The following is a 20,555-nucleotide window of genomic DNA, read 5'->3' on the forward strand; positions in this document are numbered from 1 at the left end:
CCGGCTGGGGCGTGGATGACTTCGGTTATCCTTTGGGGTTTGCAAAATCAATCCCTGGGGCTTGCGAGATCTCGCTGCTCCCACGCTGCATGAATGACTTGAACCGCGACGACGCCGAGGCCGTTGAGGCGAACGAGGCGACGGACCCCGTGCGCCCGCGCCGCAAGGGCATCTACATCCTGCCCAATCTGTTCACGCTGGCGGCGCTGTTCGGCGGCTTCTACGCTGTGGTGATGGCGATGAACGGGCGCTTTGAGCAGGCAGCCATCGGCATCTTCTGCGCGGCGGTGCTCGACAGCCTGGACGGCCGCGTGGCGCGCATGACCAACACGCAGAGCGCCTTCGGCGAGCAGATGGACAGCCTCTCCGACATGGTGAGCTTCGGCGCGGCGCCGGCGCTCATCGTCTACGAGTGGGCGCTCAAGGGTCTGGGCAAGCCGGGCTGGATCGCCGCCTTCGTCTACTGCGCGGGCGCGGCGCTGCGGTTGGCGCGCTTCAACACCAACATCGCGGTGGTGGACAAGCGCTTCTTCCAGGGCCTGCCCAGCCCGGCGGCGGCGGCGCTGATCATCGGCTTCATCTGGGTGATGGACAACGCCGGCTGGCGCGAGGCGTGGAGCGTGAACTGGCTGTGCTGGAGTGCCTTCGGGCTGACGCTGTACGCGGGGCTGACCATGGTCACCAACGTGCCCTTCTACAGCTTCAAGGACGTGAACTTCAAACGCACGGTGCCCTTCATCGTCATCGTGGCCATCGCGCTGGGCATTGCCGTGATCACGCTGCACCCGCCGCTGGTGCTGTTCGGGCTCTTCGTGGTGTACGGCTTCTCGGGCTACGCGGTGTACGTCTACAAGCGCAGCAAGGGCCGCCCGGTGAGCGTGATCGCCACCTCCACCGACGAGCCCGACGAGGCCGGCCTGCACCGTTGAGCGCCGCTTGGGCGGGACGGCTGCGCGCGGTGCCTTGCATGCTATGGCGGCGATAGGCAACCCCCTTTGGGGTGACCCGAAGGGGCGTGCTATATTGAGTTGATGTCGTCCCGCGCCACCGCCCTGTCTCTACTGCTGCTAGGAGTGCTGCGGGCGCGCTGATCGACTTCGTCCTTCCTACGGATCAACGGCCCGCCAGCGTCTCGCAGCGGGCCGTTTGCTTTTTCCGTGGCTGCGAGGCATCCCTTCCCAGGAGATCCCATGCCGATGTTGCTTGACCCCGCCAAGAAGTACCGTGCCTTTGCGCCCGTGCGGCTGGCCGACCGCACCTGGCCGGACGCGGTGCTGACCCGCGCGCCGGTGTGGTGCAGCGTGGACCTGCGCGATGGCAACCAGGCCTTGATCGAACCCATGGACCCGGCGCGCAAGATGCGCCTGTTCAGCGCGCTGGTGGACATCGGCTTCAAGGAGATCGAGGTCGGCTTCCCCTCGGCGTCGCAGGTGGACTTCGACTTCGTGCGCCAGCTCATCGAGCAGGACCTGATTCCCGCGGACGTCACGATCCAAGTGCTCACGCCGGCGCGCGAGGAGCTGATTCGCCGCACCTTCGAGGCACTGGCCGGTGCGCCGCGCGCCATCGTGCACGTCTACAACGCCACCGCGCCGCTGATGCGCCGCGTGGTGCTGGGACTGGACGAGGACGGCATCGTCGAGCTGGCCGCGAGCCACGCGCGGCTGATCCGGCAGCTGGCCCAGGAGCAGCCCGGAACGGCCTGGACTTTCCAGTATTCGCCCGAAATGTTCTCTGGCACCGAGCTGCCGTTCAGCAAACGGGTGGTCGATGCCGTCACCGCCGAGTGGGCGCCCACGGCCGAGCGCAAGTGCATCATCAACCTGCCGTCCACCGTCGAGCACTCCACGCCCAACGTCTTCGCCGACATGGTGGAGTGGATGCACCGTCACCTGGCGCGGCGTGACGCGATCGTGCTGTCAGTGCACCCGCACAACGACCGCGGCACCGGCACCGCCGCGGCGGAGCTGGCGCTGATGGCCGGTGCCGATCGGCTGGAGGGCTGCCTCTTCGGCAACGGCGAGCGCACCGGCAACCTCGACATCGTCAACGTCGCGCTCAACCTCTACACCCAGGGCGTCTCGCCGAATCTGGACTTCTCCGACATTGATGACATCCGCTGCACCGTCGAGCACTGCAACCAGTTGCCGGTGCCGGCGCGCCATCCCTACGTGGGCGACCTGGTCTACACCTCCTTCTCAGGCTCGCACCAGGACGCGATCAAGAAGGCCTTCGCCGCGCGCCGCGACGGCGACGTGTGGGACATGCCCTACCTGCCCATCGACCCACAGGATCTGGGCCGCAGCTACGAGGCGGTGATCCGCGTCAACAGCCAGTCGGGCAAGGGGGGCATTTCGTACCTTCTGGAGAAGGAGTACGGCCTGGTGCTGCCACGGCGGCTGCAGATGGAGTTCAGCCGTCGCGTGCAGGCGGTGATGGACACCGAGGGCCGCGAGCTCAGCGCCGCTGACCTGTGGGCGCTGTTCGATTGCGAGTACCGCCTGGAGCGTGTGGCGCTGGGTGCGGTACGGCTGGAGGAGGCGGGCGGCGGCCGCATGCGCGTGCAAGCGCAGGGCACGATCGAAAGCCAGGCGCTGGTGCTGCATGGCGAGGGCAACGGTCCGGTGGACGCCTTCGTGGCTGCTTTGCGCGCACACGTCGGCACGGAGGTACAGGTGCTGGACTATCACGAACATGCGCTGGGCGCGGGTGCGCAGGCACGCGCGGCCGCCTACATCGAGCTGCGCGTGGGTGCGCAGGTGCTCTTTGGCGCCGGCATCGACGCCAACATCGTCAACGCCTCGCTCAAGGCGCTGCTGTCGGGACTGGCGCGCGCCGGTGTCGTGGCGGGCCCTGCGGCGATGCAGGAACAGGCTGCCTGAAGGAGACAAGGCCATGAGCGACAAGCTGATCATCTTCGACACCACCTTGCGTGACGGCGAGCAGTCGCCCGGCGCGTCCATGACCCGCGACGAGAAGCTGCGCATCGCGCGCCAGCTGGAGCGGCTGCGCGTGGACGTGATCGAGGCGGGCTTCGCCGCCGCCAGCCCCGGCGACTTCGAGGCCGTGCGCACCATCGCCTCGCACATCCGCGAGGCGACCGTGTGCTCGCTGGCGCGCGCCAACGACCGCGACATCTCGCGCGCGGCCGAGGCGCTCAAGGACGCGCCGCGCTCGCGCATCCACACCTTCATCGCCACCAGCGAGCTCCACATGGAGAAGAAGCTGCGCATGACGCGCGAGCAGGTGCTGGAGCAGGGGCGGCTGGCGGTGCGCTTCGCACGCAACCTGTGCCCGGACATCGAGTTCTCGCCCGAGGACGGCTACCGCTCCGATCCGGACTTCCTGTGCCGCGTGCTGGAGGCGGTGATCGAGGAGGGCGCCACCACCATCAACGTGCCCGACACCGTCGGCTACGCCATCCCCGAGCTCTACGGCAACTTCATCCGCATGCTGCGCGAGCGCGTGCCCAACTCGGACAAGGCGGTGTGGTCGGTGCACTGCCACAACGACCTGGGCATGGCAGTGGCCAATTCGCTGGCTGGCGTGAAGATCGGCGGTGCACGCCAGGTGGAATGCACCATCAACGGCCTGGGGGAGCGCGCGGGGAACACCTCGTTGGAGGAAGTCGTGATGGCCGTGAAAACGCGGCGCGACCACTTCGGGCTGGAGGTAGGTATCGACACCACGCAGATCGTGCCGGCCTCACGCCTGGTGGCGCAGACCACGGGCTTCGTGGTGCAGCCCAACAAGGCGGTGGTGGGCGCCAATGCCTTCGCGCATGCCAGCGGCATCCACCAGGACGGCGTGCTCAAGGCGCGCGACACCTACGAAATCATGCGTGCGGAGGACGTGGGCTGGAGCGCCAACAAGATCGTGCTGGGCAAGCTCTCGGGCCGTAATGCTTTCCGCCAGCGGCTGCAGGAACTGGGCGTGGAACTGGAGTCCGAAGCCGAGCTCAACGCCGCCTTCGCGCGTTTCAAGGATCTGGCCGACCGCAAGAGCGAGATCTTTGACGAGGACATCATTGCGCTGCTGGGGGATGAGAGCGTTACCAGCGAACACGAACATTACCGTCTGCTGGCGCTGGCTCAGCGCTCCGAAACCGGTGAACGTCCCTTCGCCCGCGTGGTGTTCGCCGCTGGTGAGCAGGAGCACCATGCAGAAAGCGAAGGTAACGGGCCGGTGGATGCCAGCCTTAAAGCCATCGAATCGAAAGTAAGAAGTGGTGCGGAACTGTTGCTGTATTCAGTCAATGCCATCACCTCGGGCAGCACAGAATCTCAGGGCGAGGTGACGGTGCGGCTGCAGCTTGGTGGCCGGGTGGTCAACGGCGTCGGGGCCGACCCTGACATCGTTATCGCCTCGGCCAAGGCCTATCTGTCGGCGCTGAACAAGCTCCACAGCCAAGCCGAGCGCGTGGCGGCACAGGGCTAGCAAGGAGGCAGCTGGCCTGCAGAGACCGAAGCATGTGCAAGTTCACTTGAGGAAGTTGCTCTAAGTTTTTGATATTGCATATGTTTTTACCCTCCTTTAAACTCTGCAGCCTCCGCAGTCCGGAAGTTTGACCGTGCGTCGCCTTAACAATCTCCGCCTGATGACCTGGTCGCTAGCCGTGCTGATCGGCACGGCTTTGTTGCAGCCCTTTGATGCCGAGGCGGCTGGCCGAAAACCGGCGCGCAAGGCGTCGGCGCGTGTCGAGGCGAAGGTTGCGAAAACCAAGGCGGTGCGCACAGTGTTGGCACGCCGCAGCGCGCCGGAGGTTGAGGCCGCGCCGGCCCGGCTGTCCTTCGGCCACATCTACGGCCTGCACGGCACCAGCGATCCGCTGGACCTGAAGTCCAGCGTCGCCTTGGTGATGGACCAGGACACCAACGAGGTCCTGTTCAGCAAGAACCCGCAGGCCGTGCTGCCCATTGCCTCCATTACCAAGCTGATGACGGCGCTGGTCGTGACCGAGGCGCAGCAGCCGCTGGACGAAGTGCTGACCATCACGGAGGAAGACGTCGACACCGAGAAGAACAGCAGTTCGCGGCTGGCCGTTGGCAGCAGGCTGACGCGAGACGAGATGCTGCACTTGGCGTTGATGGCTTCCGAGAACCGCGCCGCCAACGCGCTTGGCCGCCACTATCCGGGCGGACTGGAGGCCTTCGTCGCCGCCATGAACCGCAAGGCGCGCGAGTTGGGCATGAACGACACGCACTACGCGGAGCCCACCGGACTGTCCAGCCGCAACCAGTCCAGTGCGCGTGACCTGGCGGCGCTAGTCAAGTACGCGCATGGCAATCAGCTCCTGCGCGAGTACTCGACTTCACCCGAGCATGTAGTGTCCCTGGGCAGCCGCCAGGTGGCCTTCCACAACACCAACGGCCTGGTGCGCGGCGGCAGCTGGGACATCGGCCTGCAGAAGACCGGCTACATCAGCGAAGCCGGGCGCTGCCTGGTGATGCAGGCGGACCTGGCCGGCCGCAAGTTGATCATGGTGCTGCTGGATTCCGCCGGGAAATACTCGCGCATCGGTGACGCCGAGCGGCTACGCAAGTGGCTCGTTCAGGGCGCCGCTTCGGGCGTTAAAGCCATGGCCAGCAACGGCGACTGAGCAGATTCAAGCTACGTCACCGCGCCTGGTGCGCCAGGCGGGTGCAAGGCAAAAGGCCTGTCCCAGCAGACAGGCCTTTTTCTTTGGGTGACCTGGGGGCGCCTCAGCTCTGGTGCGACTGCTGTCCCAGCGCGCGCGAGATTTCGGCCGCGGTGGACTTGATGCGCTCGATCCAGCCTTCTTCCAGCCGGTCGGACGGTGCCGAGAGCGACAGGCCGGCCACGAGCTGGTTCTGGTCGTCGTAGATGCCCGCCGCCATGCAGCGCACGCCCAGCTCCAATTCCTCGTCGTCGCGCGCAATCCCCTGCTGGCGCACGTTGGTGAGCTCGCGCTCCAGCCGCGGCAGGTCGGTGATGCTGTTGCGCGTGTGTCCGGCCAGCCCGGTGCGAGTGGCGTAAGCGCGCACGCGCTGTGGCTCGTCATGGGCCAGGAACAGCTTGCCAACCGAAGTCAAGTGCAGCGGGGCACGGCCGCCCACCGCACGCACTACCTGCATCCCGGAGCGCTCGCTGTAAGTGCGCTCGATGTAGACGATCTCGTCGCCCTGGCGCACCGACAGGTTGACCGTCTGGTGCGTGAGCCTGTGGAGCTCACGCATCGGCCCCAGCGCCGCGTCGCGCACGTCCAGCCGTGCTTTCACGAGATTGCCCAGCTCCAGCAACCGCATGCCCAGCCGATAGCTACCGGCTTCGGGGCGGTCCACAAAACGGCCCGCCGCCAAGTCATTGAGAATGCGGTGCGCCGTGGAGGGATGCAGTCCGGTGCGCTCGCTGATCTCCTTGAGCGATACCGGGTCACGATGAGCCGCCAACACGTCCAGCAGGGCAAAGCTGCGCTCCAGGACCTGGATCGTGGGCGTCTGAACTTCCTTCTTCTGCATGTCGCTGATTGTGCTGTGGTTGGCAATATTTTGCATCGCGAAAATCCACTTTGCCCGTTGATATGAAGTCTCCGGGTTCTCCCGGGTGTGCAGCCCTCCACAGCAAAGCTGGCCGTGCAGGGGGAGGCGGTCAGCGCAAGGGGGCGTCCAGGGCCCGAGCGGCCCCGACACCGGCGAGCACGGCGCCTTCCAGTGTGGCGGGGTAGGGGCCCTGCACGTAATCGCCGGCGGCCCACAGGCCCGGTGCGATGTGCGCGGGCGGTCGCTGCAACTCGGGCGTGCAGGCGAAGGTGGCGCGTCGTTCGGCGACCACGCGTTTCACGCAAGGTGGCTGGCGCCAAGTGCCGGCCGGGAAATCCCGTAGCAGTTGCTCCCGCACGGCTTCGCCCGTGGCTGAGAGTCCGCGCGCTGTCCAGGGGGCTGCGCCGCTGATGACGGCGGCAAAGCAGCCTGGCATGCCGCTCAGCGCGCCGTGGTCGAAGAGGAACTGCGCCGGGGCGGTGTCGGATTCATGCAACTGCAGCATGGGCTGCGCCAGCCGGGTGCCCGGACTCTCCAGGTACACGGTCACGATCGGTTCGTACCGCAGGGCCGCAGCCTGCGCGGCCCAGTCCGGCGCCAGAGGTTGGACCAGCCGCGTGGCCTCGGTGGCGCTGGCGGCCAGCACTACGGCATCGAACCGCTGGCCCTGCACTTGCCAGGCGCCGCTGTCGTCCCGCAACAGTGCCTGGACGCGGGCGCCGACGCGCAGCGTGGCGCCCTGGCGGCACAGCCAGTTGCCGGCGGGTTCCGGCAGCAGGGCCGAGAGCGGCCGGCGCGGCAGCAGCAGGTCGGCCGCGCCGGCGCCGCCGAAGAGCGCGTCCTTCAGCACGCGCAGGAATACCGAAGCACTGGCGTGCTCGGCCGGCGTGTTCAGCGCCGCCACGCATAACGGGTCGATCAGCTCGGCACGCACGCGTGGCGACAGCGGCTGGCACAACCGGGCCACGCTCCAGTCGGAAGGACAGCGGAAGCGCATCGCCGCCCAGCGCAGCGAGGTGCCCAGCAGGCCCAGTCGTTCGCCCGGGCTCCAACCCTCGCGGCGCAGCACGGCCCAGCCGAAGGTGGCCAACGGGGGGCCCGGCGGCAGGCGCAGTCCCTGACCGTCGGGCGTGACGAGCGCCAGCGGCAGGCGCTGCAGCACCTGCTCCGGATCGACGCCGACACGGCGCATCAGAGCCAGCGTCTGGCGGTAGGCGCCGATGAGGATGTGCTGGCCGTTGTCGAGCACGCCGTCGGGCAGGGCGCGTGCGCGTCCGCCCAGGTGCGGAGCCATTTCGAACAGTGTGACGCGATGGCCGCGCGCCACCGCCTCCACCGCCGCGGCCAAGCCGGCCCAGCCGCCGCCGACGACGCCCACGTCCAGCGCCCGCGCCGCCGTGCCGGGCCGCAGCGCCGACGCGGCCATCAGCGTGCCTGCCAGTTGGTACGCATGGCGATCCAGACCTTGCGTAGCGGCGTGAGCGAGATGCGCTGGTGCAGCACCTGAAAGCCGGCAGCCTCGATCTCGCGCAGCAGCGTGCGGTAGATCTGCGCCATCATCAGCCCCGGCCGCTGGGCTCGCCGATCCTCCTCCGGCAGCAGCGCTAGCGCCTCGTCATAGAGCCGGTGCGCGCGCTCGGCCTGGAAGCGCATCAGTGCCGTGAAGCGCTCGCTGTAGCCCCAGGGCGCCTCGCGCCTGAGGATCTCGCTGGCCTTGACGTCGAAGCGCTGCAACTCGCTCACCGGCAGGTAGATGCGTCCGCGCCTCGCATCCTCGCCCACGTCGCGGATGATGTTGGTGAGCTGCATCGCCTGGCCCAGCGTGTGCGCGTATTGCAGCGTCTTCTCCTGCGTGCGGCCGAAGATGCCGGCGGCCACCTCGCCCACGATGCCTGCCACCAGGTGGCAGTAGCGTTGCAGCGCGGGGAAGTCCAGGTAGCGCGTCTGCTGCAGATCCATCTCGCAGCCTTCGATCACGGCGTGGAGCTGGCGCGGCTCAATGCCGTAGTCCGCCACGTGCGGGATGAGCGCGTGCATCACCGGGTGGCTGGGCTTGCCGGCGAAGGCGGAGGCCACCTCCTGGCGCCACCAGGCCAGCTTGGTGGCGGCCACGCCGGGGTCATGGGTCTCGTCCACCACGTCGTCCACCTCGCGGCAGAAGGCATAGAAAGCCGTGATGGCTTCGCGCCGCGGCGGCGGCAGGAAGCGAAAGGCGTAATAGAAGGACGAGCCGCTGGCCGCCGCCTTCTCCTGCACGTATTGCTGCGGCGTCATGCGGGGCTCCGGGCTACGGTGCCGGCGCGCATACCCAGGGCACGCCACAGCAGGCGCGGCACGTCAGAGGCGTCCAGCTTGGGACGCCGGGCGAGTGTGGCGTGGTTCATCAGCTCGATTTTCTCAAGGATGCGCAGTCCGCCCTGCACCACCAGGCGTAGCTCCCAGCCTGCGCGTCCGGGCAGTCGGTGCACCAGCGGCGCACCGGAAATCATCAGCGCGCGCGCCCAGTCGCAAAGCTCACGCACCAGAGCCTGCGTTGCGGCGTTGTCCTGCTGCACTTCGAGTTGTTGCAGCGTCAGGCCGTGGCGCGCCGCGTCAGCCAGCGGGACGTAGTGGCGGCCGCGTGGCAGGTCCACGCTGAAGTCTTGCCAGAAGTTGATGAGCTGCAGCGCGCTGCAGATGGCGTCGGACTGCGCCAGCGCGGTGCGCTCCTGCACGCCGTAGAGGTGCAGCAACAGCCGCCCGATGGGGTCGGCCGAGCGGCGGCAGTAGTCCAGCAGCGCGGCACGGTCGGGGTAGTGCGGGTTGCCAGTGTCCTGCTCGAAGGCGCTGAGCAGATCGCCCAGCAGTTGCGGCGGTAGTGCGAAGCGGCGCATCTGCACGGCCAGCGGCTCGAACACACGGTGCCAGCGCTGGTCCAGCGGTGGCTGTCCCGCGGCGCAGCGCTCCAGCTCTGCACGGTAGGCGCCCAGTGCCGCCAAGCGCTGCACGGGCGGCGTGTCGCCCTCGTCGGCGATGTCGTCAGCGGTGCGCGCGAAGTGGTAGATGGCGACCACGGCCGGGCGCAGAGCCGGCGGACACAGCGCGGAGGCGACGGGAAAGTTTTCGTAGTGGTCGATGCTCACGGTGCGCGATTGTCCATGGCAGATCCCCTGTCTCCGGGGACGCTGCGGCGGCAGGCTAAAATGCACGGTTTGCCGAATCACTGCGCAATGCCGGCCTCGCTCGGGCGGCACTGCTGGGACAACGGCGCGGGTGGCGAAATTGGTAGACGCACCAGGTTTAGGTCCTGACGCCAGCGATGGCGTGCCGGTTCGAGTCCGGCCCCGCGCACCACACAAGCAACGAAAGAGCACGACATCATGACCGTCCAAGTGGAAACCCTCGACAAGCTGGAGCGCCGCATCACGCTGACGCTGCCCGCGGACGCCATCAACAATGAGGTGCAGTCGCGCTTGAAGAAGCTTTCGCGCACTGTCAAGGCTGACGGCTTCCGTCCGGGCAAGGTGCCGATGAGCGTGGTGGCGCAGCGCTATGGCTTCTCGGTGCAGTACGAGGTCATGAACGACAAAGTGGGCGAGGCCTTCGCCAACGCTGCTACCGAAGCCAAGCTGCGCGTGGCCGGCGCGCCCAAGATCACGCAGAAGGAAGAGGCCGGTGAAGGCCAGCTGGCGTTCGACGCCACCTTCGAGGTCTATCCGGACGTGAAGATCGGCGACCTCTCCGCCGCTGAGATCGACCGCGTGGCCACCGAGGTCAGCGAAGAAGCGATCGACAAGACCATCGATATCCTGCGCAAGCAGCGCCGCAGTTTTTCCGAGCGTGCCGCCGAGGAGGATGCTGCCGAAGGCGACCGTGTCACCATCGACTTCGAAGGCAAGATTGACGGCGAGCCTTTCGCTAGCGGCAAGGCTGAAGGCTTCCAGTTCATCATCGGCGAAGGCCAGATGCTGGAGCAGTTCGACAAGGCCGTGCGCGGCATGAAGACTGGCGAGAGCAAGACTTTTCCGCTGCAGTTCCCCGAGGACTACCACGGCAAGGACGTTGCGGGCAAGGAAGCCGACTTCCTGGTCACGATGAAGAAGATCGAGCAGCAGCACCTGCCCGAGGTGAACGAGGAATTCGCCAAGTCGCTGGGCATCAGCGAAGGCACGGTGGAGGCCTTGCGCGCCGACGTGAAGAAAAACCTGGAGCGCGAGGTGAAGTTCCGCGTCCAGGCCAAGAACAAGGCCGCCGTGATGGACGCACTGGTCAAGGCCGCCGAACTGGACCTGCCCAAGGCGTTGGTGGAAGACGAAGTCGCGCGCATGACGCAGAACGCCCGCGCCGACCTCAAGCAGCGTGGCATCAAGGACGCTGACAAGGCTCCGATCCCCGCCGAAATCTTCCAGCCGCAGGCCGAGAAGCGCGTGCGTCTGGGCTTGGTGGTGGCCGAGCTGGTGCGTGCCAACAACCTGCAGGCCAAGCCCGAGCAGCTGCAAGCGCACATCGAGGAGATGGCTCAGAGCTACGAGAACCCGGCCGAGGTGGTGCGCTGGTATCTCAGCGACCGCCAGCGCATGGCTGAAGTCGAGGCCGTGGTGATCGAGAACAATGTCACCGAGTTCGTGCTGAGCCAAGCCAAGGTCAGCGAGAAGCAGCTGCCCTTCGAGGAGCTGATGGCCGGCTAAGGCTTTGCTCCCAGAGGGCCGGAGGGCGCCGTGCCGCAAGGCCGGCGCCCTTGTTTTCTTCACGACATAATCGTCGCGGAACCTCCCCTGTAAGGACAATCCTCATGAGTGCGCTGGATACGAACAATCTGGGCATGGTGCCCATCGTCATCGAACAGTCGGGCCGCGGCGAGCGCGCGTACGACATCTACAGCCGGCTGCTGCGCGAGCGGGTGATCTTCCTGGTGGGACCGGTCAACGACCAGACGGCCAACCTGGTGGTGGCGCAGCTGCTGTTCTTGGAGAGCGAGAACCCGGACAAGGACATCTCGCTTTACATCAATTCCCCGGGCGGCAGCGTGAGTGCGGGCATGTCGATCTACGACACGATGCAGTTCATCAAGCCCGACGTCTCTACGCTGTGCATGGGCATTGCGGCCAGCATGGGTGCGTTCCTGCTGGCAGCCGGCGCGCAGGGCAAGCGTTTCTCGCTGCCCAATTCCAAGGTCATGATCCACCAGCCGCTGGGCGGGGCGCAGGGCCAAGCGACGGACATCGAGATCCACGCCCGCGAGATTCTCAAGACCCGCGAGCAGCTCAACCGCATCCTGGCTGAGCGCACCGGCCAGCCGCTGGAGAAGATCCAGGCCGACACCGAGCGCGACTATTTCATGTCCGCGTCCGAAGCCAAGGCTTACGGGCTGATTGATCAGGTTATTGATCGCCGGCCCTGACGGCAGCCTGCTGCGTGCCGTTTTCACAGAGGAAACGGCGCTTGGCGTGGCTTCTTAGGCACCTTGGGCGACGGGGCTCTCCGGACACGGGGAGCCCCGTTTCCCATTGCACTATCATTGACCCGACCCCCTTAACGCGCACTTGCGACCCTAAATTCCATGGCCGACAAAAAAGGCGCTTCGAGCGAGAAGGTGCTGTATTGCTCGTTCTGCGGCAAAAGCCAGCACGAGGTGAAGAAGCTCATTGCCGGCCCCTCGGTGTTCATCTGCGACGAGTGCATCGAGCTGTGCAATGACATCATCCGTGACGAGGTGCCACCTGAAGGTGCCGCCAAGTCCGCCAAGTCTGACCTGCCTACCCCAGGTGAGATCAAGGCTAGCCTGGACCAATATGTGATTGGTCAGGAGGTGGCCAAGCGCACGTTGGCCGTGGCCGTCTACAACCATTACAAACGCCTGAAGCACATGGGTGGGAGCAAGGAGGAGGTGGAGCTCAGCAAGAGCAACATCCTGCTCATCGGCCCCACCGGCTCGGGCAAGACGCTGCTGGCGCAGACGCTGGCGCGACTGCTCAACGTGCCCTTCGTCATCGCCGACGCCACCACGCTGACCGAGGCCGGCTACGTGGGCGAGGACGTCGAGAACATCATCCAGAAGCTGCTACAGAACTGCAATTACGATGTCGAGCGCGCGCAGCGCGGCATTGTCTATATCGACGAGATCGACAAGATCAGCCGCAAGGCCGACAACCCCAGCATCACGCGCGACGTCTCCGGCGAAGGCGTGCAGCAGGCGCTGCTCAAGCTGGTCGAGGGCACCATGGCCAGCGTGCCGCCGCAGGGCGGGCGCAAGCATCCGAATCAGGATTTCCTGCAGATCGACACGACCAACATCCTGTTCATCTGCGGCGGTGCCTTCGATGGGCTAGAGAAAGTGATCCAGAACCGTACCGAGAAATCGGGTATCGGTTTCGCCGCCACAGTCCATAGCAAGAGCGAGAAGCGCGTGTCGGACCTGTTCCGCGAGGCGGAACCTGAAGACCTCATCAAGTTCGGCCTGATCCCGGAACTGGTGGGCCGTTTGCCAGTGGTCGCCACGCTGGGCGAGCTGACCGAGGACGCGCTGGTGCAGATCCTCACCGAACCCAAGAACGCGTTGGTCAAACAATACCAGCGGCTCTTCGGCATGGATGGTGTGGAGCTGGAACTCCGCCCCTCGGCGCTGTCGGCCATCGCGCGCAAGGCGCTGGTGCGCAAGACGGGCGCGCGCGGTCTGCGCTCGATCATGGAACACGCCCTCATCGACACCATGTTTGATCTGCCCAACCTCGATGGCGTGGCCAAGGTCGTGGTGGATGAACACAACATCGAAGAGGGAGCCAAGCCACTGCTCGTCTACCGCGAGCAGAAGGCCAGTGCCTGAGATAACCCTCGTTTCTTTCCGATCTCCGACACGGCGGCGGCCGTTCCCGCTTGCAAATGAATGCTCGGGCCCCAAGTGGGCCTGAGAAAGAGAGGAACCCATGTCAGGACATCCTGTATTGCCCGCCGAATCGACCACGCTGCCGCTGCTGCCGCTGCGCGACGTGGTGGTGTTTCCCCACATGGTGATCCCGCTGTTCGTGGGGCGGCCCAAGTCGATCAAGGCGCTGGAAGCGGCCATGGAGGCCGGGCGCCAGATCATGCTGGTGGCGCAGAAAGCTGCCGGCAAGGACGAGCCAAAGGCGGACGACATGTTCGAGATCGGCTGCGTCTCCAGCATCCTGCAGATGCTTAAGCTGCCCGACGGCACCGTGAAGGTGCTGGTGGAAGGCACGCAGCGCGCCCGTACTACCAAGATCACTGAGAACGGTGAGCACTTCGTGGCCGAGGTCAGCCCGATCCCGCCTGAAGCCGACGCCAAGCCCGAGGTCGAGGCGCTGCGCCGCGCGGTGACGCAGCAATTTGATCAGTACGTCAAGCTCAACAAGAAGATCCCGCCGGAGATTCTCACCTCCATCGCCGGCATCGACGACGCCGGCCGCCTAGCCGACACCATCGCCGCGCATCTGCCGCTCAAGCTCGAAGCCAAGCAGTCCGTGCTGGACCTGCACGAGGTGGACAAGCGGCTGGAGAAGCTGCTGGAGCTGCTGGAGCATGAGGTTGACATCCTGCAGGTGGAAAAGCGCATCCGCGGCCGCGTCAAGCGCCAGATGGAGAAGAGCCAGCGCGAGTACTACCTGAACGAGCAGGTCAAGGCGATCCAGAAGGAGCTCGGCGACGGCGAGGAAGGTGCCGATCTCGAGGAGCTGGAGAAGAAGATCGTCGCGGCCAAGATGCCCAAGGAGGCGCGCAAAAAGGCCGACAGTGAGCTCAAGAAGCTCAAGCTGATGTCGCCCATGTCGGCTGAGGCTACCGTGGTGCGCAACTACATCGACACGCTGATCAACCTGCCCTGGGCCAAGAAGACCAAGATCAAGCACAACCTGGCCCACGCCGAGGAAGTGCTCAACGAGGACCACTATGGCCTGGAGAAGGTCAAGGACCGTATCCTCGAATACCTCGCGGTGCAGCAGCGCGTGGACAAGGTCAAGGCTCCGATCCTCTGCCTGGTCGGGCCCCCGGGCGTGGGCAAAACCTCGCTGGGCCAGAGCGTGGCCCGCGCCACGGGTCGCAAGTTCGTGCGCATGGCCCTGGGTGGCGTGCGTGACGAGGCCGAGATCCGCGGCCACCGCCGTACCTACATCGGCTCCATGCCGGGCAAGGTGCTGCAGAGCCTGACCAAGGTCGGCACGCGTAATCCGCTGTTCCTGCTCGACGAGATCGACAAGCTGGGCATGGATTTCCGCGGCGATCCGTCATCGGCGCTGCTGGAGGTGCTCGACCCTGAGCAAAACCACACCTTCGGCGACCACTACGTCGAGGTCGATTTCGACCTCTCGGACGTGATGTTTGTGGCGACCTCCAACTCCATGAACATCCCGCCGGCGCTGCTGGACCGCATGGAGGTGATCCGCCTGTCCGGCTACACCGAGGATGAGAAGCTCAACATCGCCCAGCGCTACCTGTTGCCCAAGCAGCAGAAGAACAACGGCGTGCGCGATGACGAGATGGAAGTCACGGAGAGCGCGCTGCGCGGGATCATCCGTTACTACACCCGCGAGGCCGGCGTGCGCTCGCTGGAGCGCGAGATCTCCAAAATCTGCCGCAAGGTGGTCAAGGGCCTGCAGCTCAAGACCTACGAAGGCAAGGTGGTCGTCACGGAGGAAAACCTCCACGACTTCCTAGGCGTGCGCAAGTACGACTTCGGCCGTGCCGAGAAGAAGAACCAGGTCGGCCAGGTGGTCGGCTTGGCCTGGACCGAGGTGGGCGGCGACCTGCTGACTATCGAGGCGGTGGTGATGCCCGGCAAGGGCAACATCATCCGCACCGGCCAGCTCGGCGACGTGATGAAGGAGTCGGTCGAGGCCGCGCGCTCGGTGGTGCGCTCGCGTGCCCGCCGCCTGGGCATCAAGGATGAGATGTTCGAGAAGCGCGACATCCATATCCACGTGCCTGACGGCGCCACGCCTAAGGACGGTCCGAGCGCGGGCATCGCCATGACCACCGCCTTTGTCTCCTCGCTTACCGGCATCCCGGTGCGCGCGGACGTGGCGATGACGGGCGAGATCACGCTGCGTGGCGAGGTCACGGCCATTGGCGGCCTCAAGGAGAAGCTGCTGGCCGCGCACCGCGGTGGTATCAAGACCGTGCTGATCCCCGAGGAAAACGTCAAGGATCTGCAGGACATCCCAGAGAACGTTAAGAACCAGCTCGAGATCGTCCCGGTCCGCTGGATCGACCGCGTGCTGGAAGTGGCGCTGGAGGCCGTGCCCGAGGCGCTGCCCGAGGAAGACCTGCCTGCTAAGGAGGCTGCGACGGCCGCCAAGCCGGAACCCGCAACCGCGGCCACCGGCGACGCGATCAAGCATTGAAAAAAGGCTTGCGCAGGTCAAAAAAAGCGGTGTATACTGCGAGTCTTCGCTGAGCAGCAATGCCAAGCGAAGACCACGCGGGAATAGCTCAGTTGGTAGAGCGCAACCTTGCCAAGGTTGAGGTCGCGAGTTCGAGCCTCGTTTCCCGCTCCAATCCCAAAGGGAAGCCCCGGCTTCCCTTTTTCATGCAGCGGCGCGGTAGCAAAGCGGTTATGCAGCGGATTGCAAATCCGTCCAGGGCGGTTCGACTCCGCCCCGCGCCTCCAAAGAACTCTAAAGAAATCAAATACTTAGCGGCCCCGAGTGGGCCGCTTTTCTTTTTGCCGCTCTACATTTCGCGGCGCTTCTCTACAAACTCGGCAGCCTTGCCGGGCTGCTGCCCGGTGTGCGTGGCGTCGATGGCTTGGCAGGAGGGTGGCCGGCGCGGCTTGGTCTGCCTGGCGGGGTGATTCCTTCCGAGGGTGCCAAAAGAAAGGCGCCCGTGGTGGGGCGCCTGGTGCGTGGAGTTTCGCCCTGCTACCGGAGGGGTTTGACTTTCTCACCGATGCGGCGCTTCACGTAGTGCTCGGTCATATCCCGCTTGGTATGGCCCAGCAGTTTTTGGGAGTGCGCCAGGTCGCCGGTATCGGTCGCCGCCTTGGCGCGCAAATCTCGGAACTGGAAGGACACGCCGGCCAGCCGCCGGGCCTTGTCGAAACGTGAGCGCAAGGTGGTGGCGCTGAGGCGCTGGCCGTCCTCGTCCTTGATCAGCCACGGGCCGGAGCGCGCCCGCGGCCGGGCCTCGATGCGCGCCACCAGCGCGGCCAGCTCGCCGCTCAGCTCGATGGCGCGGCGCGCGCCGGTCTTGTTCTGCACCACCCACAGGGCGCCGTCGCGCACGTCCTCGTGCCTGATCTTGAGCACGTCGGCCGGACGCTGGCCGGTCAGCAAGGCCAGGTCCATCGCATCCTGCACGGCGGGGTGGGCGTGCTCCCACACGGCCCGAAATTCGTCATCCGTGACGTAACGGTCCCGGCCGGCCTCCTTGAAGCCCTTCACGCCCTGGCAGGGGTTCGCCGCCGAGGTGAAACCCCACTCCCGGGCCTTGTTGAAGACATGGCTCAAGAGGGCCTTCTCCCGGTTGGCGCGGGCCTTGGCGGCCTCGCCGCGCTTGTCCATGTAGGCGCGCACGTGGTGCGGCTTGATGGCGTCGATCTGCACGCGGCCGAAGACGGCGCGCAGCCGCTCCAGCTCCTTCACGTTGTCCTGCTGGGTGCGGCGGGCCTTGGTGGGGATCACCTCCCGGGCGTAGCGCAGGGCCACCACCTCGAAGGTGCGCGCGCTGGGGTCCGGCTCGGTGCCCTCCAGGCGCGCCCAGGCCAGCAGCGCCGCAGCGCGGTCGCGGCCCAGGGGCGTCCACTTCCGCGGCGCCACCGTGGTGACGTGGTAATACCGGCCGTCCTTGAGCTGCAGGCCGCGGGGCAAGCCCTTGTTGGTGGTGCGTGTGCGGCCCATGGTCAGAAGCGGTCCAGCGCGGAGAAGTCGGGTTCCTCCTGCGCCGCCGCCTGTTCGGCCGCACTGGTGCCGGCGCTGGCGCCGTGGCTGGCCGGCAGGCCCATGCGGTGGAGGAAGTAGGCGCGCGCCACGCGCGGCTGTTGACTGCGCGTGAGGGCGAAGCGCCAGCGGTTGCGCTCCAGCCACCGGACGTGTCCGGCGGTCTGCTTGAAGCCGGTCAGCTCGGTGAGCTCGTCCGTGGTGAGGAAGAGGCCGCTCATGCCGCACCGCCTTCCTTTTTCGTCACCATGACGAAACGCGCGTTGTCGGGACCGGCGCACGTGCGGTCCGGGCAGCTCTGGCACAGCCGCTGCGCCGGCTTCACTTCACGCGCGTTGCCGCCTGTGGCGCACAGCTCGCGCGCCAGCGCCTGGTGCACGCGCACCAGACCGGATTGCAGCCGCGACGCAGCCGGAACGCGCTCCAGTACGCCTGCAATGAACGCTTCCAGCTCGGACGCCTCCCCGCGCGCCAGGTCCACGCGCACAGAAACGGTCTTGTCATCCATGGCCGCACTCCTTCACGGAACGGCCGTGGAGGCGCCGCACCTTGAGGGCGAAGCGCAGGGCGCAGGGACGCAGGCGCATTGCGCGCTGCAGCTGCTCGACGTGCTTGCTGAGCTCGTCCGTGGTGAGGAAGAGGCCGCTCACGTCCACGACCTCCATCCATGGATGCGCCGTGCCTTGAGCGCCACGCGCCTTTGGTTTGGCAGCCGCCGGAACTTGCGGCCCAGGCGCTGCACGTGCTTCACGAAGCGCTGCGCGTTGTGCTCCGCCGTGAAAACCGGGATGTACCGGAAGCCGCTTTCGGTCCGCCAGCGGCCCAGGCGAGGGGTCTTGTTCTTCATCGTTACGTTACGGGGATAGCTTCAGGCGAACCGCTCAGCTGGCCCGGTTGAACCGGGCGGTTTTCCGATGGTTCGTGCTGGTGGAACTGGATGCGCTGGACGGTTGCGACGCTTCGCCGGGGACGGCGATCACGGGCAGCGCGGGCACGCCGCGGCGCGGCGGGGGCGCGGGATCGTTGGCCGCGCCGAAGTCGCCGATGCGGCCCAGCAGCTCCAACCGGGCCTCCAGCTCGGTGACGATGGCTGCGTGCGCTGCCCGGGCTTGTTCGAGCTGCTGCTTGGTGCAGGCCGCCATGCCGGCGTGCATCTGCGCCAGGTTGTGTGCCTCGCAATAGGCCAGGGACATGCCCCAGCGGGTGAGCCAGAAGATGGCCAGCAGGGCGCAGCGCGGGGCCGCCTCTTCCGCCTGCAGCCAGCGGTGCACGGTCCGCGGGCTCACGCCCAGCGCCTTCGCCAGCGCGGCCGGCTTCGGGTTGCCGATGTCGCCCACCATCTCCGTCAGGGTCGGCATCATCTCCGGGAGTCGATTCAGCATGGCCTGCCTCCTTGCGCGGTTGCGTTCGAGCTTCTTGCGTCAGCGCCAGGGGCCGATAAGCTGCGCGCCTGGCTGTTTCCTGGCCTTGTCCTGCACCGGGTAGCGGTGCCCGGTGCGGGACGCTTCCCGCACACCGCGCCCGCGTCTACCACCCCCTCAAAGCCCTCCACGTCCGCCGGCAGTGCGTCCGGAAAAAGTCCTTTGAAATCAAGGCTTGCGGAGTTATTGAATCGAGTCCAAGGGGCGTCAGGCGCCGGGCTTGCGCCCTCGCATTGCGAGCTGTCGGCGCCGGCCTTGGCGCGCGGCTGGATGCGCCAGGTGTCGCAGCGCGTGGTGAGCTGCAGCACGCCGCCCAGGTCGCCGCCCTGGATGCGCAGCCCCTGGATGGCCTTGGTGGTCTCGTCGCGGTAGCGGGTGCTGGGTTGCTCGCTGTAGTCCACGCGAAAGCTCAGGCCGTGCACCTCCACGGTCGCCAGCCAGGCGGCGTAGTCGTTGGCCTTGCAGGCGCTGTGCAGCTCGCGCAGCGCGTGGCCGGGCAGGGTCTCGCCAGCCACGCGGTACAGCTCGCGCGTGGGCGTGATGGGCGGCACGCCGAAGAACTGGAATTGCCGGATGCTCCAGGTGCGCGCCCAGGCGATCTGCCGACGCGCCGTGCTGCGGCCGTCGCCGGTGCTCTCGCTGTCGCCGTCCACGCCCTCGCCGTCGATGGCCTTGCTGACGTACTTCGCCACGTAGCCCACGGCGCTGCCCTTGGCCGGGTCGATGCGCTCCACCGTGAAGCGGTGTTCGGCCGCGCCGGGCTCGTCCGGGGCCACGGCCAGCGCGTAGGCGCGCAGGTTGTTGGCGAAGGCTTCCGCCTGGTCGGCCGGCGTGAAGACCAGCATGTGCCAGTGGGGGCAGGCATCGTGATGGGGCTCCACCACGCGCAGGCCGTAGGCCGTCAGGCCCAGGTGCTCGGCGCGGCGCATGGCCTTGCTCCAGACCCAGCGGAGGTAGCGCTGCGCCAGGTTGGGCCGGGTGCCGTCGTACCGGTCGTTGCGCGCGCCGCTGAAGTGGCGCGGGTGCATGCAGCTCGGGCAGGTGAGGGTGAGGAACAGGGCGGCGTGCCCCTTGGCGTTGGCGCTGGCCTCAATGCCCTTGATGCGGGCCATGAGCGCCCGGCGGCGGTGGGCCGGGTTGGAAAGGCTGGCATCGATCAGCTCCGGCATGTGGATGGCTTCGCCGGTGGCCTGGTTGACGGCCTCCAGCCCTGCCATCTGCTGTTCCAGCCGGGCCGCGTTGCGCTCGTGCCGGCGCAGCGCCTTGGCCGACACGTAGGGCGAGGCCTGGCGGTGGACGGCGCCGGCCTGGATCTGGTGCAGCTCCACGGCCTGGAAGCGCTTGCGCAGCGCGCGGCGCCACCAGCCGGCATCCGCCATGCGGTTCACGCGCTGCTGCAGCCCGGCCTTGTCGGGCATCTTCACGGCGTGGCGCTTGGCGATGCTGCGCAGCGAGCGCAGCACGGCGGCATCCGCGGTGCCGTTGCGCGCCCACAGGTCCGCCAGGCGCTGCACGGAGCTGGCGGCGCGGCTGGCCTGCTCGGTCAGCTCGTCGTCCGGGATGTCGAAGAGGGCCGCGACTCGGGGCAGGTGGCGGGGGAACATGCGCGGTGCTTCCGCGGGTGTCCCGGTGCTCTCCTGCTTAGGCGTAGGCGTAGGCGTAGGCGTAGGCGTAGGGCCGCCTACGGGTGCAATGAGCGGTTCACCGTCATGGGGTAAGCGCGCGGCGATCCCGTGTTGATGCGAGGTCATCGAGAGTTAAGGATCGCG

Annotated in this window: 19 protein-coding genes and 3 tRNA genes; 11 read left to right on the forward strand and 11 right to left on the reverse strand. The window is 66.8% G+C overall.

Annotation, left to right across the window (positions count from 1 at the left end; genetic code table 11):
• Window positions 1-89 precede the first annotated feature (89 nt).
• The 4 genes from pssA (at window position 90) to pbpG (ending at window position 5,599) form a co-directional block, all read left to right on the forward strand.
• A complete protein-coding gene (gene pssA / locus Q0741_RS19630; protein ID WP_298234883.1) occupies window positions 90-929 on the forward strand; it encodes a CDP-diacylglycerol--serine O-phosphatidyltransferase in 840 nt (279 codons plus the stop codon).
• A 267-nt stretch (window positions 930-1,196) separates the two neighbouring features.
• Window positions 1,197-2,882 (forward strand): 2-isopropylmalate synthase, encoded by a 1,686-nt coding sequence (gene leuA, locus Q0741_RS19635; protein WP_298234901.1) that lies wholly within the window; start codon window positions 1,197-1,199, stop codon window positions 2,880-2,882.
• Between the two features lie 13 nt (window positions 2,883-2,895).
• Entirely contained in the window at window positions 2,896-4,437 is a 1,542-nt protein-coding gene (locus Q0741_RS19640; RefSeq protein ID WP_298234884.1) for a 2-isopropylmalate synthase, read from the forward strand.
• Window positions 4,438-4,597: 160 nt separating this feature from the next.
• Window positions 4,598-5,599 carry a D-alanyl-D-alanine endopeptidase gene (pbpG, locus tag Q0741_RS19645; RefSeq protein WP_298234885.1) on the forward strand — a complete coding sequence of 334 codons (1,002 nt, stop codon included), beginning with the start codon at window positions 4,598-4,600 and terminating at the stop codon, window positions 5,597-5,599.
• Between the two features lie 103 nt (window positions 5,600-5,702).
• On the opposite strand, the gene Q0741_RS19650 is transcribed toward pbpG, so the two are convergent.
• The 4 genes from Q0741_RS19650 to hpnC all read right to left on the reverse strand — a co-directional run bounded on the left by Q0741_RS19650 (window position 5,703) and on the right by hpnC (window position 9,622).
• Window positions 5,703-6,479: an IclR family transcriptional regulator gene (locus Q0741_RS19650; protein WP_298234902.1), complete on the reverse strand. Its 777-nt coding sequence runs from the start codon at window positions 6,477-6,479 to the stop codon at window positions 5,703-5,705.
• Between the two features lie 130 nt (window positions 6,480-6,609).
• Complete coding sequence (gene hpnE / locus Q0741_RS19655) at window positions 6,610-7,926, reverse strand: hydroxysqualene dehydroxylase HpnE (protein WP_298234886.1); 1,317 nt, start codon at window positions 7,924-7,926, stop codon at window positions 6,610-6,612.
• The gene (gene hpnD / locus Q0741_RS19660; RefSeq protein ID WP_298234887.1) at window positions 7,926-8,774 is read right to left on the reverse strand and encodes a presqualene diphosphate synthase HpnD; all 849 of its coding nucleotides are present in this window, start codon (window positions 8,772-8,774) and stop codon (window positions 7,926-7,928) included. The genes hpnE and hpnD overlap by 1 nt, the downstream gene beginning before the upstream one ends.
• Window positions 8,771-9,622: a squalene synthase HpnC gene (hpnC, locus tag Q0741_RS19665; protein ID WP_298234888.1), complete on the reverse strand. Its 852-nt coding sequence runs from the start codon at window positions 9,620-9,622 to the stop codon at window positions 8,771-8,773. Before hpnC ends, hpnD begins: the two co-directional genes overlap by 4 nt.
• Window positions 9,623-9,746: 124 nt before the next feature.
• Between hpnC and Q0741_RS19670 the strand changes: the two genes are divergently transcribed.
• From Q0741_RS19670 to Q0741_RS19700, 7 genes are all read left to right on the forward strand, one after another.
• Window positions 9,747-9,833: transfer RNA gene (locus tag Q0741_RS19670), tRNA-Leu, on the forward strand.
• Between the two features lie 26 nt (window positions 9,834-9,859).
• Window positions 9,860-11,167: a trigger factor gene (tig, locus tag Q0741_RS19675; RefSeq protein ID WP_298234889.1), complete on the forward strand. Its 1,308-nt coding sequence runs from the start codon at window positions 9,860-9,862 to the stop codon at window positions 11,165-11,167.
• A 104-nt stretch (window positions 11,168-11,271) separates the two neighbouring features.
• The gene (gene clpP, locus Q0741_RS19680) at window positions 11,272-11,880 is read left to right on the forward strand and encodes an ATP-dependent Clp endopeptidase proteolytic subunit ClpP (protein WP_298234890.1); all 609 of its coding nucleotides are present in this window, start codon (window positions 11,272-11,274) and stop codon (window positions 11,878-11,880) included.
• Window positions 11,881-12,039: 159 nt separating this feature from the next.
• Entirely contained in the window at window positions 12,040-13,302 is a 1,263-nt protein-coding gene (clpX, locus tag Q0741_RS19685; protein WP_298234891.1) for an ATP-dependent Clp protease ATP-binding subunit ClpX, read from the forward strand.
• Window positions 13,303-13,402: 100 nt separating this feature from the next.
• Window positions 13,403-15,832 carry an endopeptidase La gene (gene lon, locus Q0741_RS19690; RefSeq protein WP_298234892.1) on the forward strand — a complete coding sequence of 810 codons (2,430 nt, stop codon included), beginning with the start codon at window positions 13,403-13,405 and terminating at the stop codon, window positions 15,830-15,832.
• Between the two features lie 77 nt (window positions 15,833-15,909).
• Window positions 15,910-15,985 (forward strand) — tRNA-Gly (locus tag Q0741_RS19695).
• A 39-nt stretch (window positions 15,986-16,024) separates the two neighbouring features.
• A tRNA-Cys gene (locus tag Q0741_RS19700) sits at window positions 16,025-16,098 on the forward strand.
• A gap of 250 nt (window positions 16,099-16,348) precedes the next feature.
• On the opposite strand, the gene Q0741_RS19705 is transcribed toward Q0741_RS19700, so the two are convergent.
• The 7 genes from Q0741_RS19705 to Q0741_RS19735 are packed head-to-tail and all read right to left on the reverse strand — an operon-like array spanning window position 16,349 to window position 20,390.
• Window positions 16,349-17,326: a tyrosine-type recombinase/integrase gene (locus Q0741_RS19705; RefSeq protein WP_298234893.1), complete on the reverse strand. Its 978-nt coding sequence runs from the start codon at window positions 17,324-17,326 to the stop codon at window positions 16,349-16,351.
• 2 nt (window positions 17,327-17,328) lie between these two features.
• A complete protein-coding gene (locus Q0741_RS19710) occupies window positions 17,329-17,586 on the reverse strand; it encodes a DUF4224 domain-containing protein (protein ID WP_298234894.1) in 258 nt (85 codons plus the stop codon).
• The gene (locus Q0741_RS19715; protein WP_298234895.1) at window positions 17,583-17,873 is read right to left on the reverse strand and encodes a hypothetical protein; all 291 of its coding nucleotides are present in this window, start codon (window positions 17,871-17,873) and stop codon (window positions 17,583-17,585) included. The genes Q0741_RS19710 and Q0741_RS19715 overlap by 4 nt, the downstream gene beginning before the upstream one ends.
• Window positions 17,866-18,015 carry a hypothetical protein gene (locus tag Q0741_RS19720; RefSeq protein ID WP_298234896.1) on the reverse strand — a complete coding sequence of 50 codons (150 nt, stop codon included), beginning with the start codon at window positions 18,013-18,015 and terminating at the stop codon, window positions 17,866-17,868. The genes Q0741_RS19715 and Q0741_RS19720 overlap by 8 nt, the downstream gene beginning before the upstream one ends.
• Window positions 18,012-18,212, reverse strand: a complete 201-nt coding sequence (locus tag Q0741_RS19725) for a hypothetical protein (RefSeq protein WP_298234897.1) — start codon at window positions 18,210-18,212, stop codon at window positions 18,012-18,014. The genes Q0741_RS19720 and Q0741_RS19725 overlap by 4 nt, the downstream gene beginning before the upstream one ends.
• A 34-nt stretch (window positions 18,213-18,246) precedes the next feature.
• On the reverse strand, window positions 18,247-18,747 hold the full coding sequence (locus Q0741_RS19730) for a hypothetical protein (RefSeq protein WP_298234898.1): 501 nt from the start codon (window positions 18,745-18,747) through the stop codon (window positions 18,247-18,249).
• Window positions 18,741-20,390 carry a replication endonuclease gene (locus Q0741_RS19735; RefSeq protein WP_298234899.1) on the reverse strand — a complete coding sequence of 550 codons (1,650 nt, stop codon included), beginning with the start codon at window positions 20,388-20,390 and terminating at the stop codon, window positions 18,741-18,743. The genes Q0741_RS19730 and Q0741_RS19735 overlap by 7 nt, the downstream gene beginning before the upstream one ends.
• Window positions 20,391-20,555 lie beyond the last annotated feature (165 nt).

This window comes from uncultured Azohydromonas sp. (genome assembly GCF_937926365.1).
In the GTDB taxonomy this organism is placed as follows: Bacteria; Pseudomonadota; Gammaproteobacteria; order Burkholderiales; family Burkholderiaceae_C; genus Azohydromonas.

Coding starts and splice junctions, on each gene's coding strand:
- pssA (WP_298234883.1), top strand. CDS start 90: ATGAATGACTTGAACCGCGACGACGCCGAGGCCGTTGAGGCGAACGAG.
- leuA (WP_298234901.1), top strand. CDS start 1,197: ATGTTGCTTGACCCCGCCAAGAAGTACCGTGCCTTTGCGCCCGTGCGG.
- Q0741_RS19640 (WP_298234884.1), top strand. CDS start 2,896: ATGAGCGACAAGCTGATCATCTTCGACACCACCTTGCGTGACGGCGAG.
- pbpG (WP_298234885.1), top strand. CDS start 4,598: ATGACCTGGTCGCTAGCCGTGCTGATCGGCACGGCTTTGTTGCAGCCC.
- Q0741_RS19650 (WP_298234902.1), bottom strand. CDS start 6,479: ATGCAGAAGAAGGAAGTTCAGACGCCCACGATCCAGGTCCTGGAGCGC.
- hpnE (WP_298234886.1), bottom strand. CDS start 7,926: ATGGCCGCGTCGGCGCTGCGGCCCGGCACGGCGGCGCGGGCGCTGGAC.
- hpnD (WP_298234887.1), bottom strand. CDS start 8,774: ATGACGCCGCAGCAATACGTGCAGGAGAAGGCGGCGGCCAGCGGCTCG.
- tig (WP_298234889.1), top strand. CDS start 9,860: ATGACCGTCCAAGTGGAAACCCTCGACAAGCTGGAGCGCCGCATCACG.
- clpP (WP_298234890.1), top strand. CDS start 11,272: ATGAGTGCGCTGGATACGAACAATCTGGGCATGGTGCCCATCGTCATC.
- clpX (WP_298234891.1), top strand. CDS start 12,040: ATGGCCGACAAAAAAGGCGCTTCGAGCGAGAAGGTGCTGTATTGCTCG.
- lon (WP_298234892.1), top strand. CDS start 13,403: ATGTCAGGACATCCTGTATTGCCCGCCGAATCGACCACGCTGCCGCTG.
- Q0741_RS19705 (WP_298234893.1), bottom strand. CDS start 17,326: ATGGGCCGCACACGCACCACCAACAAGGGCTTGCCCCGCGGCCTGCAG.
- Q0741_RS19710 (WP_298234894.1), bottom strand. CDS start 17,586: ATGAGCGGCCTCTTCCTCACCACGGACGAGCTCACCGAGCTGACCGGC.
- Q0741_RS19715 (WP_298234895.1), bottom strand. CDS start 17,873: ATGGATGACAAGACCGTTTCTGTGCGCGTGGACCTGGCGCGCGGGGAG.
- Q0741_RS19725 (WP_298234897.1), bottom strand. CDS start 18,212: ATGAAGAACAAGACCCCTCGCCTGGGCCGCTGGCGGACCGAAAGCGGC.
- Q0741_RS19730 (WP_298234898.1), bottom strand. CDS start 18,747: ATGCTGAATCGACTCCCGGAGATGATGCCGACCCTGACGGAGATGGTG.
- Q0741_RS19735 (WP_298234899.1), bottom strand. CDS start 20,390: ATGTTCCCCCGCCACCTGCCCCGAGTCGCGGCCCTCTTCGACATCCCG.